The organism is Virgibacillus sp. AGTR (genome assembly GCF_016919725.2).
GTDB classification, from domain to species: domain Bacteria; phylum Bacillota; class Bacilli; order Bacillales; family Amphibacillaceae; genus Virgibacillus; species Virgibacillus salarius.
This window is the reverse complement of sequence record NZ_JAJERH010000081.1, coordinates 1-19579: the sequence shown is the minus strand read 5'-3', so window position 1 is coordinate 19579 and position 19579 is coordinate 1. Positions and strand designations below refer to the sequence as shown.

At 35.4% G+C, this 19579-nt stretch carries 18 protein-coding genes; 16 read left to right on the top strand and 2 right to left on the bottom strand.

The features are described from left to right. Window positions 1-220 precede the first annotated feature (220 nt). Window positions 221-496 (top strand): hypothetical protein, encoded by a 276-nt coding sequence (locus tag JUJ52_RS19865; protein ID WP_121605446.1) that lies wholly within the window; start codon window positions 221-223, stop codon window positions 494-496. Between the two features lie 110 nt (window positions 497-606). After that, the gene (locus JUJ52_RS19860; protein ID WP_166530548.1) at window positions 607-1083 is read left to right on the top strand and encodes a DinB family protein; all 477 of its coding nucleotides are present in this window, start codon (window positions 607-609) and stop codon (window positions 1081-1083) included. Between the two features lie 154 nt (window positions 1084-1237). Here JUJ52_RS19860 and JUJ52_RS19855 read toward each other — a convergent pair whose 3' ends face one another. Beyond that, window positions 1238-1582, bottom strand: a complete 345-nt coding sequence (locus JUJ52_RS19855; RefSeq protein WP_205388684.1) for a hypothetical protein — start codon at window positions 1580-1582, stop codon at window positions 1238-1240. 566 nt (window positions 1583-2148) lie between these two features. Here JUJ52_RS19855 and JUJ52_RS19850 point away from each other — a divergent pair. The 8 genes from JUJ52_RS19850 (at window position 2149) to JUJ52_RS19815 (ending at window position 12183) form a co-directional block, all read left to right on the top strand. Beyond that, window positions 2149-3129 (top strand): tetratricopeptide repeat protein, encoded by a 981-nt coding sequence (locus tag JUJ52_RS19850; protein ID WP_026681313.1) that lies wholly within the window; start codon window positions 2149-2151, stop codon window positions 3127-3129. A gap of 124 nt (window positions 3130-3253) precedes the next feature. After that, a complete protein-coding gene (gene tig, locus JUJ52_RS19845; RefSeq protein WP_205388683.1) occupies window positions 3254-4540 on the top strand; it encodes a trigger factor in 1287 nt (428 codons plus the stop codon). 402 nt (window positions 4541-4942) lie between these two features. Further along, on the top strand, window positions 4943-6223 hold the full coding sequence (gene clpX / locus JUJ52_RS19840) for an ATP-dependent protease ATP-binding subunit ClpX (protein WP_026681311.1): 1281 nt from the start codon (window positions 4943-4945) through the stop codon (window positions 6221-6223). Between the two features lie 246 nt (window positions 6224-6469). Next, on the top strand, window positions 6470-8806 hold the full coding sequence (lon, locus tag JUJ52_RS19835) for an endopeptidase La (protein WP_026681310.1): 2337 nt from the start codon (window positions 6470-6472) through the stop codon (window positions 8804-8806). Next, entirely contained in the window at window positions 8787-9374 is a 588-nt protein-coding gene (gene yihA, locus JUJ52_RS19830; protein ID WP_026681309.1) for a ribosome biogenesis GTP-binding protein YihA/YsxC, read from the top strand. Before lon ends, yihA begins: the two co-directional genes overlap by 20 nt. Window positions 9375-9851: 477 nt before the next feature. Beyond that, window positions 9852-10664 (top strand): transporter substrate-binding domain-containing protein, encoded by an 813-nt coding sequence (locus JUJ52_RS19825; protein WP_205388682.1) that lies wholly within the window; start codon window positions 9852-9854, stop codon window positions 10662-10664. Window positions 10665-10757: 93 nt separating this feature from the next. Then, window positions 10758-11420, top strand: coding sequence for an amino acid ABC transporter permease (locus tag JUJ52_RS19820; RefSeq protein ID WP_026681307.1), 663 nt, complete (start codon window positions 10758-10760; stop codon window positions 11418-11420). Window positions 11421-11460: 40 nt separating this feature from the next. Continuing rightward, the gene (locus JUJ52_RS19815) at window positions 11461-12183 is read left to right on the top strand and encodes an amino acid ABC transporter ATP-binding protein (RefSeq protein WP_205389773.1); all 723 of its coding nucleotides are present in this window, start codon (window positions 11461-11463) and stop codon (window positions 12181-12183) included. A 63-nt stretch (window positions 12184-12246) separates the two neighbouring features. Here the strand turns inward: JUJ52_RS19815 and JUJ52_RS19810 are convergent, their stop codons facing one another. Further along, the gene (locus JUJ52_RS19810; RefSeq protein WP_026681305.1) at window positions 12247-12729 is read right to left on the bottom strand and encodes a LiaI-LiaF-like domain-containing protein; all 483 of its coding nucleotides are present in this window, start codon (window positions 12727-12729) and stop codon (window positions 12247-12249) included. A 251-nt stretch (window positions 12730-12980) separates the two neighbouring features. On the opposite strand from JUJ52_RS19810, the gene hemA reads away from it, so the two are divergent. From hemA to hemL, 6 genes are read left to right on the top strand one after another with little or no spacing between them, the layout of a single operon-like run. Further along, window positions 12981-14351 carry a glutamyl-tRNA reductase gene (gene hemA / locus JUJ52_RS19805; RefSeq protein WP_026681304.1) on the top strand — a complete coding sequence of 457 codons (1371 nt, stop codon included), beginning with the start codon at window positions 12981-12983 and terminating at the stop codon, window positions 14349-14351. Window positions 14352-14367: 16 nt separating this feature from the next. Next, entirely contained in the window at window positions 14368-15186 is an 819-nt protein-coding gene (locus tag JUJ52_RS19800; RefSeq protein ID WP_026681303.1) for a cytochrome c biogenesis protein, read from the top strand. Between the two features lie 20 nt (window positions 15187-15206). Continuing rightward, window positions 15207-16136: a hydroxymethylbilane synthase gene (hemC, locus tag JUJ52_RS19795; protein ID WP_026681302.1), complete on the top strand. Its 930-nt coding sequence runs from the start codon at window positions 15207-15209 to the stop codon at window positions 16134-16136. Then, window positions 16136-16897 (top strand): uroporphyrinogen-III synthase, encoded by a 762-nt coding sequence (locus JUJ52_RS19790; RefSeq protein WP_121605441.1) that lies wholly within the window; start codon window positions 16136-16138, stop codon window positions 16895-16897. Before hemC ends, JUJ52_RS19790 begins: the two co-directional genes overlap by 1 nt. Window positions 16898-16903: 6 nt before the next feature. Next, window positions 16904-17884 carry a porphobilinogen synthase gene (gene hemB / locus JUJ52_RS19785; protein ID WP_205388681.1) on the top strand — a complete coding sequence of 327 codons (981 nt, stop codon included), beginning with the start codon at window positions 16904-16906 and terminating at the stop codon, window positions 17882-17884. A 34-nt stretch (window positions 17885-17918) separates the two neighbouring features. Then, window positions 17919-19205: a glutamate-1-semialdehyde 2,1-aminomutase gene (gene hemL / locus JUJ52_RS19780; protein WP_026681299.1), complete on the top strand. Its 1287-nt coding sequence runs from the start codon at window positions 17919-17921 to the stop codon at window positions 19203-19205. Window positions 19206-19579 lie beyond the last annotated feature (374 nt).

Here is a 19579-nt window from a genome sequence, read left to right as displayed (position 1 = left end):
AGGATTAAGTTTTGAAATAGCTGAATCATTATATGTTATTGGTGTTCTATGTAAAAAGTATTTGATGTTGAGTGAAAATACAGTATAATGTAACGTAAGTAATAAAAACGTGATAATATTTTATAATACTGCTTATTTTATATTCGGAAAATTCACATGATTTAATCGACCGAATGAGTTTTTCAATCGATTGAATTTAGTCAAGAGAGTTTGCTTCATTATGGCAATCGGCTTCGGCTATTTACTTTCACTTTTAAGTTTGGTTACCACTTATTTACTTAGCAAAGGTAAGTCAATAAAAAGAAAATATATCTACTTCGGAATCATGGTTATGACAGTGCTGGCTCCATTTTTATCCTTTGCGATCGGATTGACATATGCAAGGATTGTTGAAAATGGTTGGGCGGCATTGATTATATGGTACTTATTTCCGTTATTTTTCCTATTAGGGCTCATTCTCCTTCTGGTAGGTACTTTTAAGAAGCAAGTGGAATAATGACTATTATACTTATTGTAGTGAGTGTATGCTATTTATAATGAAAGTAAATATGATTAAAGAGCTTAAATGGTTAGGTTTTCATATTTATAGTTAGGGATGGTGTTTACATGGTTCAAGCAAGTACAGTTCTCTTAGATCAGTTGTTAGCAAATGCAAATGATCGAAGCTGGTATGTTTCTTTTGAGGAGTCCGTTGAGAATCTATCTGAAGAGGATGCATTTTGGAAGCCAGATGATCAAAGTCATAGTATAGCAGAGATTGTGCAACACCTTATTTATTGGAATGAAGTATGGCAACAGAGATATGAACAGCGTAATTTTAATGCCGTAACGTCCTTGGACAATAATTCAAAAAGTTTTTCTGTAAAAAGGGATGATAGTTTTAAGCTGCTTAAAGGTCGGTTATTGGAAGTACTTTTACGTTGGCAGGACATAATTACAGAAGATAGTTTACATATGGGTGTAACAGGCTTTCCCGTCGAAGCTGAGTGGTGGGGATTAATTAGTAACGCTGCTACACATAATGCTTACCATATAGGGCAAATAGCTTACTTGAGAAAAATGAAAAAAGACTATTACATATAAAAATGCTCTTTAAATATATGCGTATAAGGATTAATGATATGGATAGAGCATCCAGTCTTAAGGCTTGGTGCTTTACTTTTTTTATAGTAAATAACGGTTTAGTGTTCTTATACTTATTTCTAAGTTTGATGAGGACAGAATTACCTTACATTACTCAATCCATATAGAAAACTTCAATTGTATGAGTATCGAAAATTTTATTATATGGAAACCTATTTTGTTCCATGCTTACATGATACGTATTGTCTTCCTTAATATCCTTCCAGCTTTCAGCGATTGGTATAACCTCTTCATTTCTAATTAATATCTTAGAGTCACTTAAGTCTAATGTTACCTTTTCCGTATCTCCAACTTTATGAAATGTGACCATATATTGTCCTTGTTTATCTTCCTTCTTATCTAGATGTATTAAACCAAAATATCCGGGTTTAGAATAGTAATTATGTACAAGTAATAAGAAGAAGAGAAAGAATGCTGTTATGATTACAAATTTTTTCAACCTATATACTCCTTCTATTCCTGTGATTTTAAATAGTAAATCGATGCCAAGATTTTAAGTTAAATTATCTATTTTAAATGAGTTATGTATTGAGCCTCATTGAAGCAAATACTAGAATTAGAATCGCAAAAAATCAGTATGAAAAGAATAGCTGCCTAAATTGTATCGTTTAAACTGAGAGGTAATTATCCGATATAATTATCATACAATACATGACAACAATAAAATACAATATAAAATTTAAAAAATTATATTGTAAACTTGAAAGTCTGTTGTTAATATGAATGGAACACATCGTAGAGGGAATTAGGATTGAGATGACATAGTAGTTTTTTCGTAAGTACCGAACAGTACCTCTCATTTAAATCGAAGGTAAAGAATAAGAGATCAATGAAATTGGAATTTTTCGTCTTAATAAATTTATATTTATAGATTTATTTTAATATATATAAATTTTGATAAAGAAATTACTTTGCTTATAAATTTGGTTTTAAATTACTTTGCTTAGGGAATGTATATCTAGTATCTTATATATAAATACTAAAACTGCAGAAAGGAGGAAGATGATGCAGCAGCTACCTGAGAACGTCATTCTTTTTCCAAAATGGAGAACAATTTTGGAAGAGGAAAGCTTAACGGCTCTCAAAGAGAAGAAATATGCAGAAGCACTATCGAAATTAGATAAATTATTAAGCTATCAAGTAGATAGCTATGAAATCATAAGTGGTAAACTTATTTGCTTGATGGAGCTTGGTCGCCATCAAGAGGCACAAGATATATGTGAAGAATTGTTAAAACGAAAAGATGCACATTATTATCATTATTTACATATTTACTTAACCATTCTATTCCAAACAAATCAGTATGATCTACTTATGGAACAAGTGGATTTTGAATTCGCTACAAATGCAGTTCCACCTATCATGCAGGAACAATTTCAACAGCTATATGATATGAGTAGTAAAATGAAGGCGGATATAAATGTAGAACACGCGTCAGCTTATTTGGATGATCTAACGCAAGCCATTTCCTCAGATGATTATAAAAGGCAGTGGCAGCTCATTGAGGATTTACGTAAGCTGAAAACACAACCGACAAAAAGAATCCGCAGTTTATTATTAAATAAGGATATCCATCCTGTAATCAAGTCAGCTATTTTCATGTGGTTACAGGAAGTAAATGATATGGATGCTGTTGAGATACATAAATGGGATAAACAAATGACGGTTAAACCAAGTGATATTGGAAAAATACATAGCCTTCCTGTAACGAAGCAAATTCTACTTATTATAAGTGAGCTTGAACAAACGAATCCTTCTATGTTTGAATTGCTTTATAAATTAATACACCATTATATGTACGTTAGATATCCGTCAGTTCCTCCAGAAGAAGATGCTGAATATATTGCAAAAGCATTAAAGCAGGTAGGTTCTGACTATTTAAATATACATACAATGACTTCTAAGGATGACAATGAGAAAGTAAAATATTATATAGAAGAAATTGAGCTGTGTGAAACACTTTATGCAAGTATTATTGAGGAATAAGAATCACTTTAAATGCTTGAAAGGACATGCAATTATGTTATAATAAGATGGTTGTATTTTTAGATCATTATCTAGTAATGAACGTGTAAAATGAAGGACACAATAGATTTTGGAGGGAATTTTTATGTCAGCGAAATGGGAAAAACAAGAAGGAAATGAAGGAGTACTTACGATAGAAGTAAGTGTTGAAGAATTTGACAAAGCATTGGATAAAGCTTTTAAGAAAGTGTCCAAAGATGTGCAAATTCCTGGATTCCGTAAGGGTAAAATTCCACGTGGACTCTTTGAAAAAAGATTTGGTGTAGAATCATTATATCAAGATGCTGTTGATATTGTACTTCCTGATGCTTATATGAAAGCAGTTGAAGAAACAGGCATTGAGCCAGTAGCTCAACCAGATGTAGACATTGAAACTATTGAAAAAGGTCAACCACTTGTATTTACTGCTAAAGTAACAGTTAAGCCTGAAGTGAAACTTGGCGATTATAAAGGGTTAGAAGTGGAAGAAGAATCTGTAGAGGTTACAGATGAAGATGTTGATCATGATTTAGAGCATCAGCGTCAACACCATGCAGAATTAGTAATAAAAGAAGAAGGAAAAATTGAAGATGGCGATACAGCTGTTATTGATTTCGAAGGCTTTGTTGATGGAGAAGCTTTTGAAGGTGGAAAAGGTGAAAGTCATTCCTTAGAGATCGGCTCTGGTCAATTTATTCCTGGATTTGAGGAGCAATTAATTGGAAAGGAAACAGGTGACGAAACAGAGGCTACCGTAACGTTCCCAGAAGATTATCATGCCGAAGAGCTTGCTGGTAAAGAAGCAACCTTTAACGTGAAAATTCATGAAGTAAAATATAAAGAATTACCTGAACTTGATGATGAGTTTGCTAAAGATTTAGATGATGAAGTTGAAACACTAGAAGAATTGAAGAGTAAGAAAAAAGAGCAGCTTTTAGAACAAAAGAAACAAGATGCAGAAAACAAAAAACGCGAAACATTAATTGAAAAAGCTAGTGAGAATGCAGCAATGGATATTCCAGAAGCAATGGTTGATACGGAGCTTGACCAAATGGTTAAAGAGTTTGAACAACGTCTGCAAATGCAGGGTATGACTCTAGAAATGTATTCTCAATTCTCTGGTCAAGATGAAGCTGCACTGAAGGAACAAATGAGAGAAGACGCAGAGAAACGTGTGAAAACAAATCTTACCCTAGAAGCTATTGTGAATGAGGAAAATCTTGAAGTTTCAGAAGAAGATGTAAATGAAGAACTTGAAAAAATGGCATCCATGTATGGTGCTGAAGTAGAACAACTTAAGCAAATGCTTGGCGGTAATACGGATGCAATCGAGGGTGACTTGAAAATGAGAAAAGCGATTGATTTCCTTGTAGAACAAAGCAAAACAGTTTAATCTTGATTGGATAGGTTTATATACTGTAGGATAAGGCAAATACTAAAACAAGGTGCGATGTGTTCGCACCTTGTTTTCCATTATTTACTCTCAAAGAATTTGGGTGAATTATAAATTAAGCGACTTTATTTAGAGAACTAACATATAGTATAAATAGTATGTACTGACTTTTAAATTGAAAATTCCAAGTAAATATGGGATGCTTGGTAATATGTAGCTTTATGATTAAATGATTGATGGTTATGTCAGATCATTGAAGAAAATGGATGACATGGGTAGCAAAAACCTTTTAAAAAGGTTTATTGTTTTGTATTTTAATTTTGATCTGATATGATGACTATAAAGTTGAAACCTAACGAAGAAAAGCTTAGGAGTAGATTTAAACTTTTAGGGGTGAAAATGATGTTTAAATTTAATGAAGAAAAAGGACAATTGAAATGTTCATTCTGCGGTAAAAGCCAGGATCAAGTTCGTAAATTAGTTGCTGGACCGGGCGTTTATATATGTGATGAGTGCATAGAGCTTTGTACTGAAATTGTTGAAGAGGAATTGGGCACGGAAGAAGAAACAGAACTTAAAGAAATCCCGAAGCCAAGAGAAATTTGTGAAATATTAGATGATTATGTAATTGGTCAAGATAAAGCCAAGAAAAATTTATCTGTGGCTGTTTATAATCACTACAAGCGAATTAATACACCGAAAAGCACAGTAGACGATGTGGAACTGTCAAAAAGTAACATTGCGATGATTGGGCCAACAGGAAGCGGTAAAACACTTTTAGCACAAACATTAGCTCGTATCATTAATGTCCCTTTTGCAATGGCCGATGCTACATCCTTAACGGAAGCTGGTTATGTAGGTGAAGATGTGGAAAACATTTTACTTAAACTAATTCAGGCAGCAGATTATGATGTGGAGAAAGCCGAAAAAGGTATCATTTATATTGATGAGATTGATAAAGTTGCTCGAAAATCAGAAAACCCATCAATTACACGTGATGTTTCTGGAGAAGGTGTTCAACAAGCACTATTAAAAATTCTGGAAGGGACAGTAGCGAGTGTACCTCCACAAGGAGGGAGAAAGCACCCCCACCAAGAATTTATCCAAATTGACACAACCAATATATTATTTATTGTAGGTGGAGCGTTTGATGGTATCGACCAAGTAGTGAAACGTCGATTAGGAGAAAAGGTTATTGGTTTTGGTGCCAACGAAAGACAACAGGAGCTTGAAATGGGACAGTTACTTGCTAAAGTTCTTCCAGAAGATTTACTTCGATATGGATTAATTCCTGAATTCATTGGAAGAATTCCTGTGATCGGCAGCTTAACACCGCTTGATGAAGAAGCGCTTGTGGAAATATTGACAAAGCCGAAAAATGCTCTCGTAAAGCAATATGAGAAGCTATTCCAAATGGACGATGTTGAATTGGAATTTGAAGAAAACGCATTAAAAGAAATTGCGGCAAAGGCAATCGAAAGAAAGACAGGAGCCAGAGGCTTGCGTTCTATCATTGAAGGTATCATGCTCGATGTGATGTTTGATCTTCCATCAAGAGAAGATATAGAAAAATGTATTATAACTGAACAAACTGTTCAAGATGAAAATGGAAGCCCTAAATTAGTGTATAGGGATGGTACGGTTACAGAAGGTAATAAGAAGCATCCTCGAGAAAGTGCATAACACCTACCATTAAATCTAAGTTGAATACTGATGTTAAGGAGACTGACTTTATTACACGTTTTCATGTAACCAAGTCAGTCTCTTTTCATGACTGAATTGTATATTTATCTTGAGCAAGCGAATCATAAGAATAGCAACTAAAACAAATTCGATATATTGATTTACAAATTTAAGACTTTTATATAAACTTTAAGCACATATGAAAAAATGTGAAATATTGATTACATAGTTTTGGAGGTACATATCATGACAAAAGAAAACATGCAGCTTCCCCTCCTTCCTTTACGCGGACTTTTAGTATTTCCATCTATGGTAATACATCTTGATGTGGGTCGTGCTAAATCAATTGCAGCATTAGAGAAAGCAATGATGGATGATCAGGAAATCTTTCTCGCTGCACAGAAAAAAGACAGGCTGGAAGAGCCAGAGCCAAAAGATATTTATTCTACAGGTACGCTAGCTACGGTTAAACAGATGATAAAGCTTCCAAATGGAACAATACGTGTATTAGTCGAAGGACTTTATCGTGGAGAAATAGTCCGTTATGTGGAACAAAACGAAGAGTTCGTGGTCGAAATCAAAAAGTTAGAAGATATTCAAACTGACTATCATGAGGAAGAGGCCCTCATGCGCTCACTGTTAAACCAATTTGAGCAATACATTAAAGTATCTAGAAAACTCACTCATGAAACCTTCGACATCGTTTCCGATATTGAAGAACCTGGGAGATTAGCGGATATGATTACCTCGCATTTATCCTTGAAAATAAAAGAAAAGCAAGAGCTATTAGAAACAACAAATGTAAAGGATAGATTAAAGCAGTTAGTTCGAATAATTTCAAATGAAAAGAAGGTCCTTGATTTAGAAAAGAAAATCGGACAACGTGTAAAAACATCTATGGAAAAAACACAGAAAGAATTTTATTTACGTGAGCAGCTAAAAGCTATTCAAAAAGAATTAGGTGAAAAAGATGGTAAGTCAGGTGAGGTAAGTCAGTTAAAAGAAAAAATTGATCAATCAGATATGCCAGATAATATTAGGGATGTTGCATGGAAAGAATTAGACCGGTATGAAAAAGTACCACAAAGTTCTGCTGAAAGTTCTGTAATCCGCAACTATCTAGAATGGTTATTATCATTACCTTGGACAGAAAAAACACAGGATACGATCGAAATTGAATATGCAGAGGAAATATTAGATAGAGACCATTATGGTCTTGATAAGGTAAAGGAACGAATACTAGAATATTTAGCTGTACAAAAATTAACCAATTCAATAAAAGGACCTATATTGTGTTTAGTTGGACCACCTGGGGTTGGGAAAACCTCATTAGCAAAATCCATTGCTAGATCAATAAACCGAAATTTCGTTCGAATTTCCCTTGGAGGAGTTAGGGATGAGGCTGAAATAAGAGGACATAGACGCACTTATATTGGTGCCATGCCCGGTAGGATTATTCAAGGAATGAAGAAGGCAAAAACGGTAAATCCTGTTTTTTTATTAGATGAAATAGACAAAATGTCAAATGATTTCCGTGGTGATCCTTCATCTGCAATGTTAGAAGTGCTTGATCCAGAGCAAAATAGCAATTTCAGTGATCATTTTATTGAAGAGACTTATGACCTTTCCAATGTACTATTTGTAGCAACAGCAAATTATGTAAATAATATTCCTGAGCCATTATTAGATCGAATGGAATTAATTTCTATTGCCGGATATACAGAAGTCGAAAAGCAATATATAGCGAAGCAGCATCTATTGCCGAAGCAGTTAAAAGAAAATGGGTTGAAGAAAAGTAATTTACAAATCCGCGATGATGCACTTTTAAAATTAATACGTACATACACTAGAGAGGCAGGAGTACGTAATTTAGAAAGACAATTGGCTACCCTTTGTAGAAAGGCAGCTAAAATTATTATTTCCGAAGAGAAGAAACGTGTAATTGTTACTAATAATAGTATTGAAACACTATTAGGAAAACCATTGTACCGTTACGGGTTAATCGAGCAAGAGAATCAGATTGGGACTGCAACAGGTCTTGCATATACTGCAGCTGGGGGAGACACGTTATCAATTGAGGTATCTCATTATCCTGGTAAAGGGAAATTGACACTTACTGGAAAACTCGGTGATGTTATGCAAGAATCCGCTCAAGCAGCATTTAGTTATATACGGTCTCGATCCAAGGAATTAAATATAGATCCTTCCTTTCATGAAAATAGTGATATTCATATACATGTTCCTGAAGGCGCAACCCCTAAGGATGGTCCATCCGCAGGTATAACGATGGCAACTGCGTTAGTTTCTGCGTTAACTGGACGAGCGGTAAAGAAGGAAGTTGGAATGACTGGAGAAATTACATTAAGAGGACGAGTATTACCGATTGGTGGGCTTAAAGAAAAGTCTTTAAGTGCTCATCGTGCAGGTATAACAACGATAATCATTCCAGAGGAAAATGAGAAAGATATTGAATCCATTCCTGAAAGTGTTCGGAATGATTTAAGGTTTATACCTGTTCGTCATTTAGATCAAGTATTAGAACACGCGTTAGTGGGGGAGAAGAATGAAAGTAATAAACGCTGAAATAGTAATTAGTGCTGTAAGTGAAAAACAATACCCAAATGATCACCTCCCAGAAATTGCCTTGGCGGGGCGATCTAATGTTGGAAAATCGTCCTTCATTAATAAATTAATTAACAGAAAAAATTTAGCTCGAACTTCTTCTAAACCAGGTAAAACACAAACACTTAATTTCTATAAGATAAATAATGGTTTCTATTTTGTAGATGTTCCTGGTTATGGTTATGCAAAAGTATCAAAAAAAGAACGAGAAAAATGGGGTAAAATGATGGAGGAGTATTTCGAAAAGCGCTCATCATTAAAAGCAGTCCTTCTTATTACGGATGTCCGTCATGAACCTACAAAAGATGATATTCAAATGTATGATTATCTTAAACATTATGAGTTACCAGTCATTGTAATTGCAACCAAATTGGATAAAGTACCTAAAAGTAAACGTGCCAAACATATCAAACGGACAAAGTCTGTACTACAAATGGAATCAGATGATGTTTTATTACCTTTCTCAGCCGAAACTGGAGAGGGAAAGGATCAGGCATGGTCAATTATTAGGAATCATATCGGTCAATAGATAAATGCAGGTAAGACAAAAGAAATTCAGATAAACATACGAAGATAAGTGGGTAAAGTCATCGAACGGATGATTTTGCCCACTATTTCTATTTAGAAGTTATAGTAAGAGGGAAACGAAGGACCTCGATTCCGAATAATAAAACGAGCTTCTTCACTTTCATTTTTGCAAAAGGGATGTCCTACTAAACTTCCTACAGGAAAGGAAGTTTAAAATATCTTTATTATAAACAATAAATGAAATAATATTAAATTTTTAGAATTCAGGAGTATAACTTAGTATTTATGGGTATGTGTAAGAGAAATAGAGTTATAACCTGATAGAATATTCATTTGTTCTTTAAAGATATGAGACTCGCCTATAGCCAATTGGTGATTAATCATTAACATTGTTATAATTTTACTTATTGGTGCGCAATTAAGAAAAATGCGATCTCTTCTGAGCAATTCACTAAGAATTAGAAAGGGTGTTTACCTGTTGAAAAAACTGAATATTACAATATTTGTCTTTTTATTAATGTTGTTTCTTGCTGCTTGTGGGTCAGATGAAGGTTCAACTTCATCAGAGGGTGATTCAGAAAGTGAAAAAAATGCCTTCTGGCTTGTAGAGGATGGAAAGCTTACATTTGCTGCTTCTGGAGAATTTAAACCTTTCAGTTACATGGAGGGGACGAAGATGGTAGGCTATGATATTGCTGTTGGTAAGGCAATTGCTAATAAATTAGGATTAGAACCCAATCCACAGCGTGCAAAATTCTCTGGGATCGTTACAGGAGTTACAGAAGGAAGGTACGACATAGCGGTTGCCAGTCATACGATAACAGAGGAACGTTTAAAGCAGGTTAATTTCTCCCAACCTTATTATTATTCAGGTCCAGTAATTTATACTAGGCCAGACAGTGAAATTCAAGCACCTGAGGATCTTGAAGGCAAAGAGGTTTCTGTTGCGCGAGGAACGACATATATCGAAATGGCAACGGAATATACAGATAACATTCCACAGGTTGATAGTGATGTAGTAGCCTTACAATCTTTGGCAAAAGGGCATCATGATGCTGTCATAACGGACGATGTCACGGGAATAACTGCGATTGATAATGGGTTAAAAATAGAAAATAGAGGTCAGCTTGGAGTAAGCGAACAAGCGATTGCTATTGGAAAAGACAATAATGCGTTATTAAAGGCGGTTAATGAGGCATTACAGGAAATGAAGGAAAATGGAGAGCTTCAAGAGCTTTCTGAAAAATGGGTTGGTGGTGACATTACACAAAAACCAGAAACTGTGGATTAAGCTGTTTGTTGAATAATAGAATAGGATACAGAAGGTTACAAGTGTGCGCAAAAAGTTGCGCACACTTCCATCTTTAAGGGAGGGAAATATGATTTGTCAGCAATCACACACTTTTTTGAGATTTTTACAGGGAGCATAGATGTATTTTTAGATGGACTATGGATAACGATTAAGCTATCTGTTGTTTCTTTATTAATAGCCTTTATCATTGGTTTGTTTTTTGCAATATTGAAGATTTCAAATATAAAAATACTGCAATGGATAGCGGATGCTTATATTTGGATAGTAAGAGGTACTCCACTTATTGTGCAAATTTTTATTCTTTTTTATGGTCTTACTGATATATTACTTATACCAATGTTTTGGGCAGGAGCAGCCGGTTTAGCCTTTCATAGTGGTGCTTATATTGCTGAAATTATCCGAGGTGCTATCCAGTCAATTGATAAAGGACAACGTGAAGCTGGTCGCTCACTGGGGATGAGCAGAGGATTAACGATGCGAAGAATTATTCTCCCGCAAGCTTTTCGCAGAGCAGTTCCCTCTTTGGGAAATCAATTTATCATAGGTATTAAGGATTCTTCCTTAGTCTCTTTTATTGGAATGCAGGATTTATTTGGAGTAGCAAGTACGATGGGATCGAATAGCTTTGATTATCTACCATATTATTTAACTGTAGCAATCTACTATCTCTTGATTGTACTCATTCTAACCTATGTGGTGAATCTAACTGAGAAAAAGCTCGCACGTAGTGATTAATTAGAGGAGGAAAGAAATGGATACATTGAACAACCAAGAAATGATTAAAGTTAATAAGTTAAATAAATCATTTGGCAACTTACATGTTTTAAAGAATATAAATTTAACGGTAAAGGAAAGTGATGTTGTCGTTCTAGTTGGTGCTAGTGGTTCTGGTAAAAGCACGCTACTTCGTTGCTTGAACTTTTTAGAAATAAAAAACAGTGGACAAATAATCATTGAGGGAGAACAAATTGAAAAGGATACCCATGATCTAAACAAAATACGACAAAAAGTAGGTATGGTGTTTCAACACTTTAATTTATTTCCACATATGACGGTGTTGCAGAATGTTATCGAGGCTCCCATCCAGGTTAAAAAACAAACGAAACAGGAGGCAATAGAAGAAGGGAAATATTTATTAGAGAAAGTTGGTTTAGGAGACAAGTATGATGTGTATCCTTCCACTTTATCTGGTGGTCAAAAACAACGTGTGGCAATTGCTAGAGCATTAGCAATGAAACCGGATGTCATGCTGTTTGATGAACCAACTTCCGCACTAGATCCTGAATTGGTGGGAGAAGTTTTAGCAACAATGAAGGAATTGGCAGAAGAGGGGATGACTATGGTTGTTGTAACACATGAAATGGGATTTGCCCGTGAGGTTGCTGATTGGGCTGTCTATATGCATGAAGGTAAAATTATTGAGGTTGGCAGCCCAAATGAATTATTTGATAATCCAAAAGAAAAAAGGACACAGGCCTTTCTGAGCTCTGTATTATAAAACAACGTATGAAAAAAAGACATTTGCTTAAACTAATGCAGATGTCTTTTTTTTAGGCTAGACTTACTTTTTCCTTTTCAATAGATACAAGCCTAAGACAATAAGAATAACTGGCCAAAATCGTTCTAAATATTCTACAACGATATAGATCCAATTAAACCAAACCGGCAGTTGAATAGAAAAAAGCATAATAATAGCAAAAACAATAAGTAATAAACCAGGAATGATTCCCTCTTTCGTATGTAAATAGCGGATGATAAATGCTATACCCACGATAAGGAGATACATGGCCCAATGATCTATCCAAAAGGAATAATAAGCAATCCCATAAAAATGTATACCTAATCCTAAGATTACTGTACCAGTAAATAAATTTTGATAACTTTTTGTAACATAGCTATGGATAAGTAATACAAGCCCAATTAGAATGATTATTGTTTGCCATGAATAAAAATTAGATAGTATGGGGATGTTTAATTGTTGTAATAGAAAAAACACACCGATACCAATTAGTAAATAAGCAGTTAAAGTTTGTTGTTTTTTCAAGCTTTCACCTCATGTAGCTGCATTTCAGATTCTTGCTTCTTTTATGCCATTATGATAAAGTACATTCGTGTTAATAATCCTATAATTACTCTACCATATTGTTTCAGATTATGTTCACATTTAAAGAAATTGTAAATAAATAATCATGTTATAATGGAAATTAGCAAAGGTTTTAGTTTATACTAATTATTAAGTAAAACTTTCTATTTAAAGTACGTATGGATTAGCTAGGATTTTTGGGGGTAGATAGTGTGCATATTTTAAAAGTTGGGTTTAATTACAGAACAGCCCCTGTAGAAATAAGGGAGAAGCTTGCATTTTCAGAAGAAGATCTTCATGATGCTATGGTTACGTTGAAGAAACAAAAGAGCATTCTGGAAAATGTGATTGTTTCCACATGCAATCGTACCGAGATTTATGCTGTAGTTGATCAACTTCACACAGGCCGCTATTATATTAAGCAATTTTTAGCGGACTGGTTTCAAGTAGATAAGAACGAGTTCGCACCCTTTTTACGAATAACAGAAGATGATGGTGCGATGGAGCATTTATTTCGTGTAATCACAGGGCTAGATTCCATGGTCTTAGGTGAGACACAAATTTTGGGACAAGTAAAACAAGCGTTTTTAACTGCTCAAAAAATGGAAACAACAGGTACCATTTTTAATGAATTGTTCAAGCAGGCTATTACATTTGGTAAGCGAGTACAAAAGGAAACGTCTATAGGCGAACACGCAGTTTCTGTTAGTTATGCTGCAGTAGAGTTAGCAAAAAAAATCTTCGGCAGCTTACAACATAAACATGTAGTCATTTTAGGAGCAGGGAAAATGGGGGAACTTGCTGCCAAAAACCTCCAAGGCTCTGGCGCAACGCAAATTACAGTTGTTAATCGAACAAAGGAAAAGGCAGAAGTACTTGCAACAAAATTTTCTGCACAATCTGAATCAATGGATTACTTACCACATGTATTAAAAAGTGCGGATATTGTAATTACTTCAACAGGTTCAGATTCCGTAATTCTGACGAAAGACATGGTTGAACCTGTACAAAAAGAACGTAAGGGTAGCCCACTGTTTTTAGTTGATATTGCTGTACCAAGAGACGTAGATCCTGCTATTAGTCAGATGGATAATATTTTCCTATATGATATTGATGATTTGCAGCATATCGTGGATGAAAACTTAGAAGCTAGAAAAAATGCTGCCGAACAAATTGAGTTAATGTTTGAAGCTGAGATTGTATCATTTAAAGAATGGCTTAAAACACTTGGTGTAGTTCCAGTAATATCGGCTTTAAGGCAAAAAGCACTTTCCATCCAAGCGGAAACGGTAAAAAGCATTGAACGTAAAATTCCTGATTTGACAGAAAGAGAAAAGAAAGTTATTAACAAGCATACTAAAAGCATTGTTAATCAACTTCTGAAAGAACCTGTTACGCAAGTAAAGGAATTAGCTGCTGGTCATAATGCTGATGACACACTGCAGTTATTCATTGATATTTTTGGAATTGAAGATGAGGTACAAGCTGAATATGCAAAGCAGGCAAAAAAAAATGATTCGGTTACAGCAATCAAGAAGAAAGAGGTATCCTTTCCGTTGTTGGATAAGATAACAACTTTATAATGAAAGGATTTCACGTATGATTGAACTAAAATGGCTTTATGAATTCATACTGATTATCTATGGTTTGAGCTTGATTGGATATTTTATCGATTTTATTCAGGACAACCGGAAGGTCAATCGAGCTGCCTTCTGGTTGCTTAGTGTGGTTTGGGTTATACAAACCGTTTTTTTATTGTACGAAGTACTAATCGAACATAACTTTCCAATCATTACGTTAAATGATAGTTTGTTTTTTTATGCATGGGTCTTAGTTACGATTTCGTTAATTGCGAACAAATTATTTCCTATTCATTTTATCGTCTTTTTTACAAATGTCTTCAGTTTTTTTATCTTATTATTATATTTACTATTGGATGCACAGGCAAATTTAGAAACACATGGTATCCAGCTTGTTCATGAGATATTAGTTGCTCATATCACGGTTGCCATCATTTCCTATGGTTTCTTTACATTTTCATTTCTATTATCGTTAATGTATATCATTCAATATCAGCTTCTGAAGCGGAAAAAAGGCTTTAAATGGATGTGGAGATTTGGGGATTTAAATAGACTTGATGATTATTCATTTAAAGCAGTAACAATTGGTGTTCCATTATTACTAATTGCTATTATTTTAGGTGTGGTATGGGCATATGTGTCAAACGCAGAATTCTACTGGTTTGATTTGAAAACGATCGGATCTTTCTTTGTACTCGCTATATATATCATTTACTTGATTTTAAGATTACTAAAAGGGTATAAAGGTAAGGTGACAGCAATGTATAATACCGCAGCGTTTCTTATTTTATTAATTAATTTCTTTTTATTTAGCACCTTATCAAATTTTCACTTTTAGTCGTTAAGGAGGAAGTTACAGTGCGTAAAATTGTTGTTGGGTCAAGAAAAAGTAATCTAGCATTAACGCAAACGAATTGGGTGATTAACAGATTAAAACAAGCTGGAGTTGAAAATGAGTTTGAAGTAAAAAAAATTGTAACAAAAGGTGATCGCATCTTAGACGTTACCTTATCAAAGGTAGGGGGAAAAGGACTCTTTGTTAAGGAAATTGAACAAGCTATGTATAATAAAGAAATCGATTTAGCTGTACATAGTATGAAAGATATGCCAGCTAAAATGCCAGATGGTCTTGTGATTACAACCATTCCAGAGCGTGAGGATCATCGTGATGCCTTTATTTCGGAAGGGAATGTTATGCTTCATGATTTAAGGAAAGGGGCGATTGTTGGTACTAGTAGTCTACGTAGAGCGGCACAAATATTAGCTGCACGTCCAGATGTTAGTATTAAGTGGATCAGAGGAAATATAGAGACGCGGATTCGAAAATTAAAGGAAGAAGATTATGATGCGATTGTTTTAGCTGTTTCCGGGCTCAAACGTGTCGGTTTGAGTGAAGAACTAATTACAGAATATTTAGAGCCAGATGTCTGCGTTCCTGCAGTTGGACAGGGCGCTTTAGCTATCGAATGTCGTGAAGATGATCAAGAACTTCGTGCATTACTTTCTAAAATTAATGATGCATCTACAACGCGTACAGTGACAGCAGAAAGAACTTTCTTACATCTTCTTGAAGGAGGCTGTCAAGTTCCTATTGGTGGCTACGCATATTTAGAAGGCGATGATATAATCTTGACCGCGCTTGTAGGTACACCTGATGGGAAAACGATTTTGAAGGAAGTTGTTCGTGGAACAGATCCAGAATTAGTTGGGAAAGAAGCTGCTGAGAGACTGATGAATCAAGGTGCAAAGGAAATTATTGAAAAAGTAAAAGAGGAGCTAGACAAATAATGTCCTTGCCATTATCAGGAAGGAAGATTCTCGTCACTCGAGAACAAACTAAGGCGCTATCATTTGCTGAGAAAATAAAGGCTTTAGGTGGTAAACCTGTTTCAGCTCCATTATTACGCATTGCTTGTAGAGATAGGGAGAATCATTTTGAATTTTTTCAGTCTATCTCTAAATTTGCCTGGATCTTCTTTACAAGTTCAAATGGGGTTGATTGCTTTTTTAAGCTTGTCAATCGTTATCAAGTCGATATACATTTGCAACAAGTAAAGATAGCAGTGGTTGGCCGGAAAACGGAAGAAAAGCTTAAGCAATTTGGATATGCTGCCCAATTTATACCTTCAGCCTATAATGCAGATACGATGGCAACCGAGTTCTTGGAAAAATATAGTGATCCTGGCCCAATTTTATTGATACAAGGTAATCGCTCCAGAGATATTTTGCCGAAACGATTGGAAGCAGAAAATCTATTATTTACACCATTCGTAGTATACGAAACCTATTCCAATGAAGTGATGAAAGATAAATTATCAAGCATTCTAGAAGAACATAGCTTTGATTATCTTACATTTACAAGTCCATCAACTATTGAAGCATTTGTAGAGATGACTTCTCACATACCACATATACCCTGTGTCTGCATCGGTACAACTACTGAACTACGGGCAAAACAAGTGGGATTTCAATCTATATTAGTACCTAATGAATTTACTATTGATGGTATGATAACTTGTATGATAAACGATATTCAAAAGAGAGGATAGATAAATATGAAAGCTACAGAAGGGTTTGCACGTCATCGCAGGCTAAGAAGTTCGGATTCCATGCGGGCATTGGTAAGAGAAACACATTTGCACACTAATGATCTCATTTATCCATTGTTTGTTATCGAAGGTGAGAATATAAAAAATGAAGTACCATCTATGCCTGGTGTTTATCAAGTATCGTTGGATTTATTATTAGGAGAAGTAAAAGAAATTGATCAACTTGGGATAAAAGCATTAATGTTGTTTGGTGTACCTAAGGATAAGGATGAGCAAGGCACTGGTGCATTTACAGATCAAGGGATTGTCCAAGAAGCTACGCGTTTAATTAAAAAGGCACTTCCTTCGATGTTAGTGCTAGCTGATACTTGCTTATGCGAATATACATCCCATGGTCATTGTGGTGTGATTCATAACCATGATGTAGATAATGATGCATCACTAGAATTGTTAGCTAAAACGGCTGTATCACAGGCAGAAGCGGGTGCGGACATAATCGCCCCTTCTAACATGATGGATGGATTTGTAACAGTCATTCGTAGCGCGTTGGATGAAGCCGGATATAAAAATATTCCGATTATGTCCTATGCTGTAAAATATTCTTCAGCCTTCTATGGCCCATTTCGTGATGCAGCTGATAGCACACCGCAATTTGGCGACAGAAAAACGTATCAAATGGATCCTGCAAATCGATTGGAAGCAATGCGTGAGACGCAATCCGATGTAGAGGAAGGCGCAGACTTTTTGATTGTGAAGCCAGCACTATCCTACTTAGATATTGTAAGAGATGTTAAAAATAACTTTGATGTGCCAGTTGTTGCCTATAATGTTAGTGGAGAATATTCGATGGTAAAAGCTGCAGCAATGAATGGATGGATTAATGAGGAAGAGCTTGTGATGGAAAAGTTACTTTCTATGAAACGAGCAGGTGCCGACTTGATTATTACTTATTTTGCAAAAGATGTTGCAAAATGGTTAAATAAATAGCATTTTATCAGTTAAAAAACAGAGGTGATTATTTGTGAAAAGCTTTACCAAGTCTAGCGATGCATACAAAGAAGCAGTTGATTTAATGCCTGGAGGTGTAAATTCGCCTGTCCGCGCATTTAAGTCTGTAGGGATGTCACCAATTTTTATGCAATCTGGCAAAGGTTCTAAAATGAAAGATATTGATGGAAACGAGTATATTGATTATGTATTAAGCTGGGGACCACTTATCTTGGGGCATGCAGATGATCGTGTCGTAGAGAAATTAAAGCAGGTGGCAGAAAAGGGAACAAGCTTTGGTGCTCCTACCTTAGTAGAAAATGAACTAGCCCAACTCGTTATTGATCGTGTTCCATCTATTGAAATGGTAAGAATGGTAAACTCAGGAACAGAAGCCACGATGAGTGCTTTACGTGTAGCGAGAGGCTACACGGGAAGAGATAAAATATTAAAGTTTGAAGGGAATTACCATGGACATGGCGATTCTTTATTAATAAAGGCTGGTTCAGGTGTAGCAACACTAGGACTACCGGATAGTCCTGGAGTTCCAAAGTCAATTGCACAAAACACCATAACAGTTCCTTATAATGATTTGGAAAGTACTCGTTATGCCTTCGAACAATTTGGTGACGATATTGCTGCTGTAATTGTTGAGCCGGTTTCAGGAAATATGGGTGTTGTACCTCCACGTAATAACTTTTTACAAGAGCTACGGACGATTACAGAAAATAATGGTACGGTTCTAATATTTGATGAAGTTATGACAGGATTCCGCGTTGACTATCATTGTGCACAAGGACATTTTGCAGTTACTCCTGATATGACATGCCTTGGAAAAGTAATTGGTGGGGGTCTTCCTGTAGGTGCATATGGTGGGAAAAGAGAAATAATGGAAAAAGTTGCTCCGACAGGAACTATCTATCAAGCTGGAACGTTATCAGGGAATCCATTAGCGATGACTGCAGGTATTGAAACACTAAAAGCACTAACCAATGAAACCTACGTGGAGATTAATAAGAAGGTTGACCAATTAGTGGAAGGCTTCACCCAAGCTGCAACTAAATATAATATTCCATTGCATATTAATCGTGCTGGTTCTATGGTTGGGGTATTCTTTACCAATGAAGATGTGACTAATTTCGCAACAGCACAGACTTCCAATCTAGATTATTTCTCTCAATATTATAAAGGGATGATTGAAGAAGGAATATTTTTGCCTCCATCACAGTTTGAAGGCCTATTCCTATCAACCGCTCATACGGATGAAGATATTGAGAAAACAATTAACGCGATTCATACGGTATTTTCCAAAATTAAATAACAATCATAAAAAGCTATTCTCTGCACGACGGAGATTAGCTTTTTTAATTGTCTAGGAAATTAAAAGTTAACCCATGTGGATAAATATGGGCGTGAGCCGCGTCCAGCTCCAGCGCCCAGAAACTAGGCGACTTCATGAATCACCTTACGATAAGTCATCGTCGGTTCGTAAGTTTACCGTGATTCCTTTATCTTAGTTAACTCGCTCCAGTTGCTATATTTCTAATCGAGTGCTTTTGCTTTTGTTCTAAGTTAAGAAAGTATAAAATCAGTGCAATGACTGCGTTAAGCCAAGTAGTTATTTTGAAATGTTTGATGTATATTGGTAATGCTCCGACTAATTACTTCGCTTTCTGCGGGCACGGCCTCAACTAA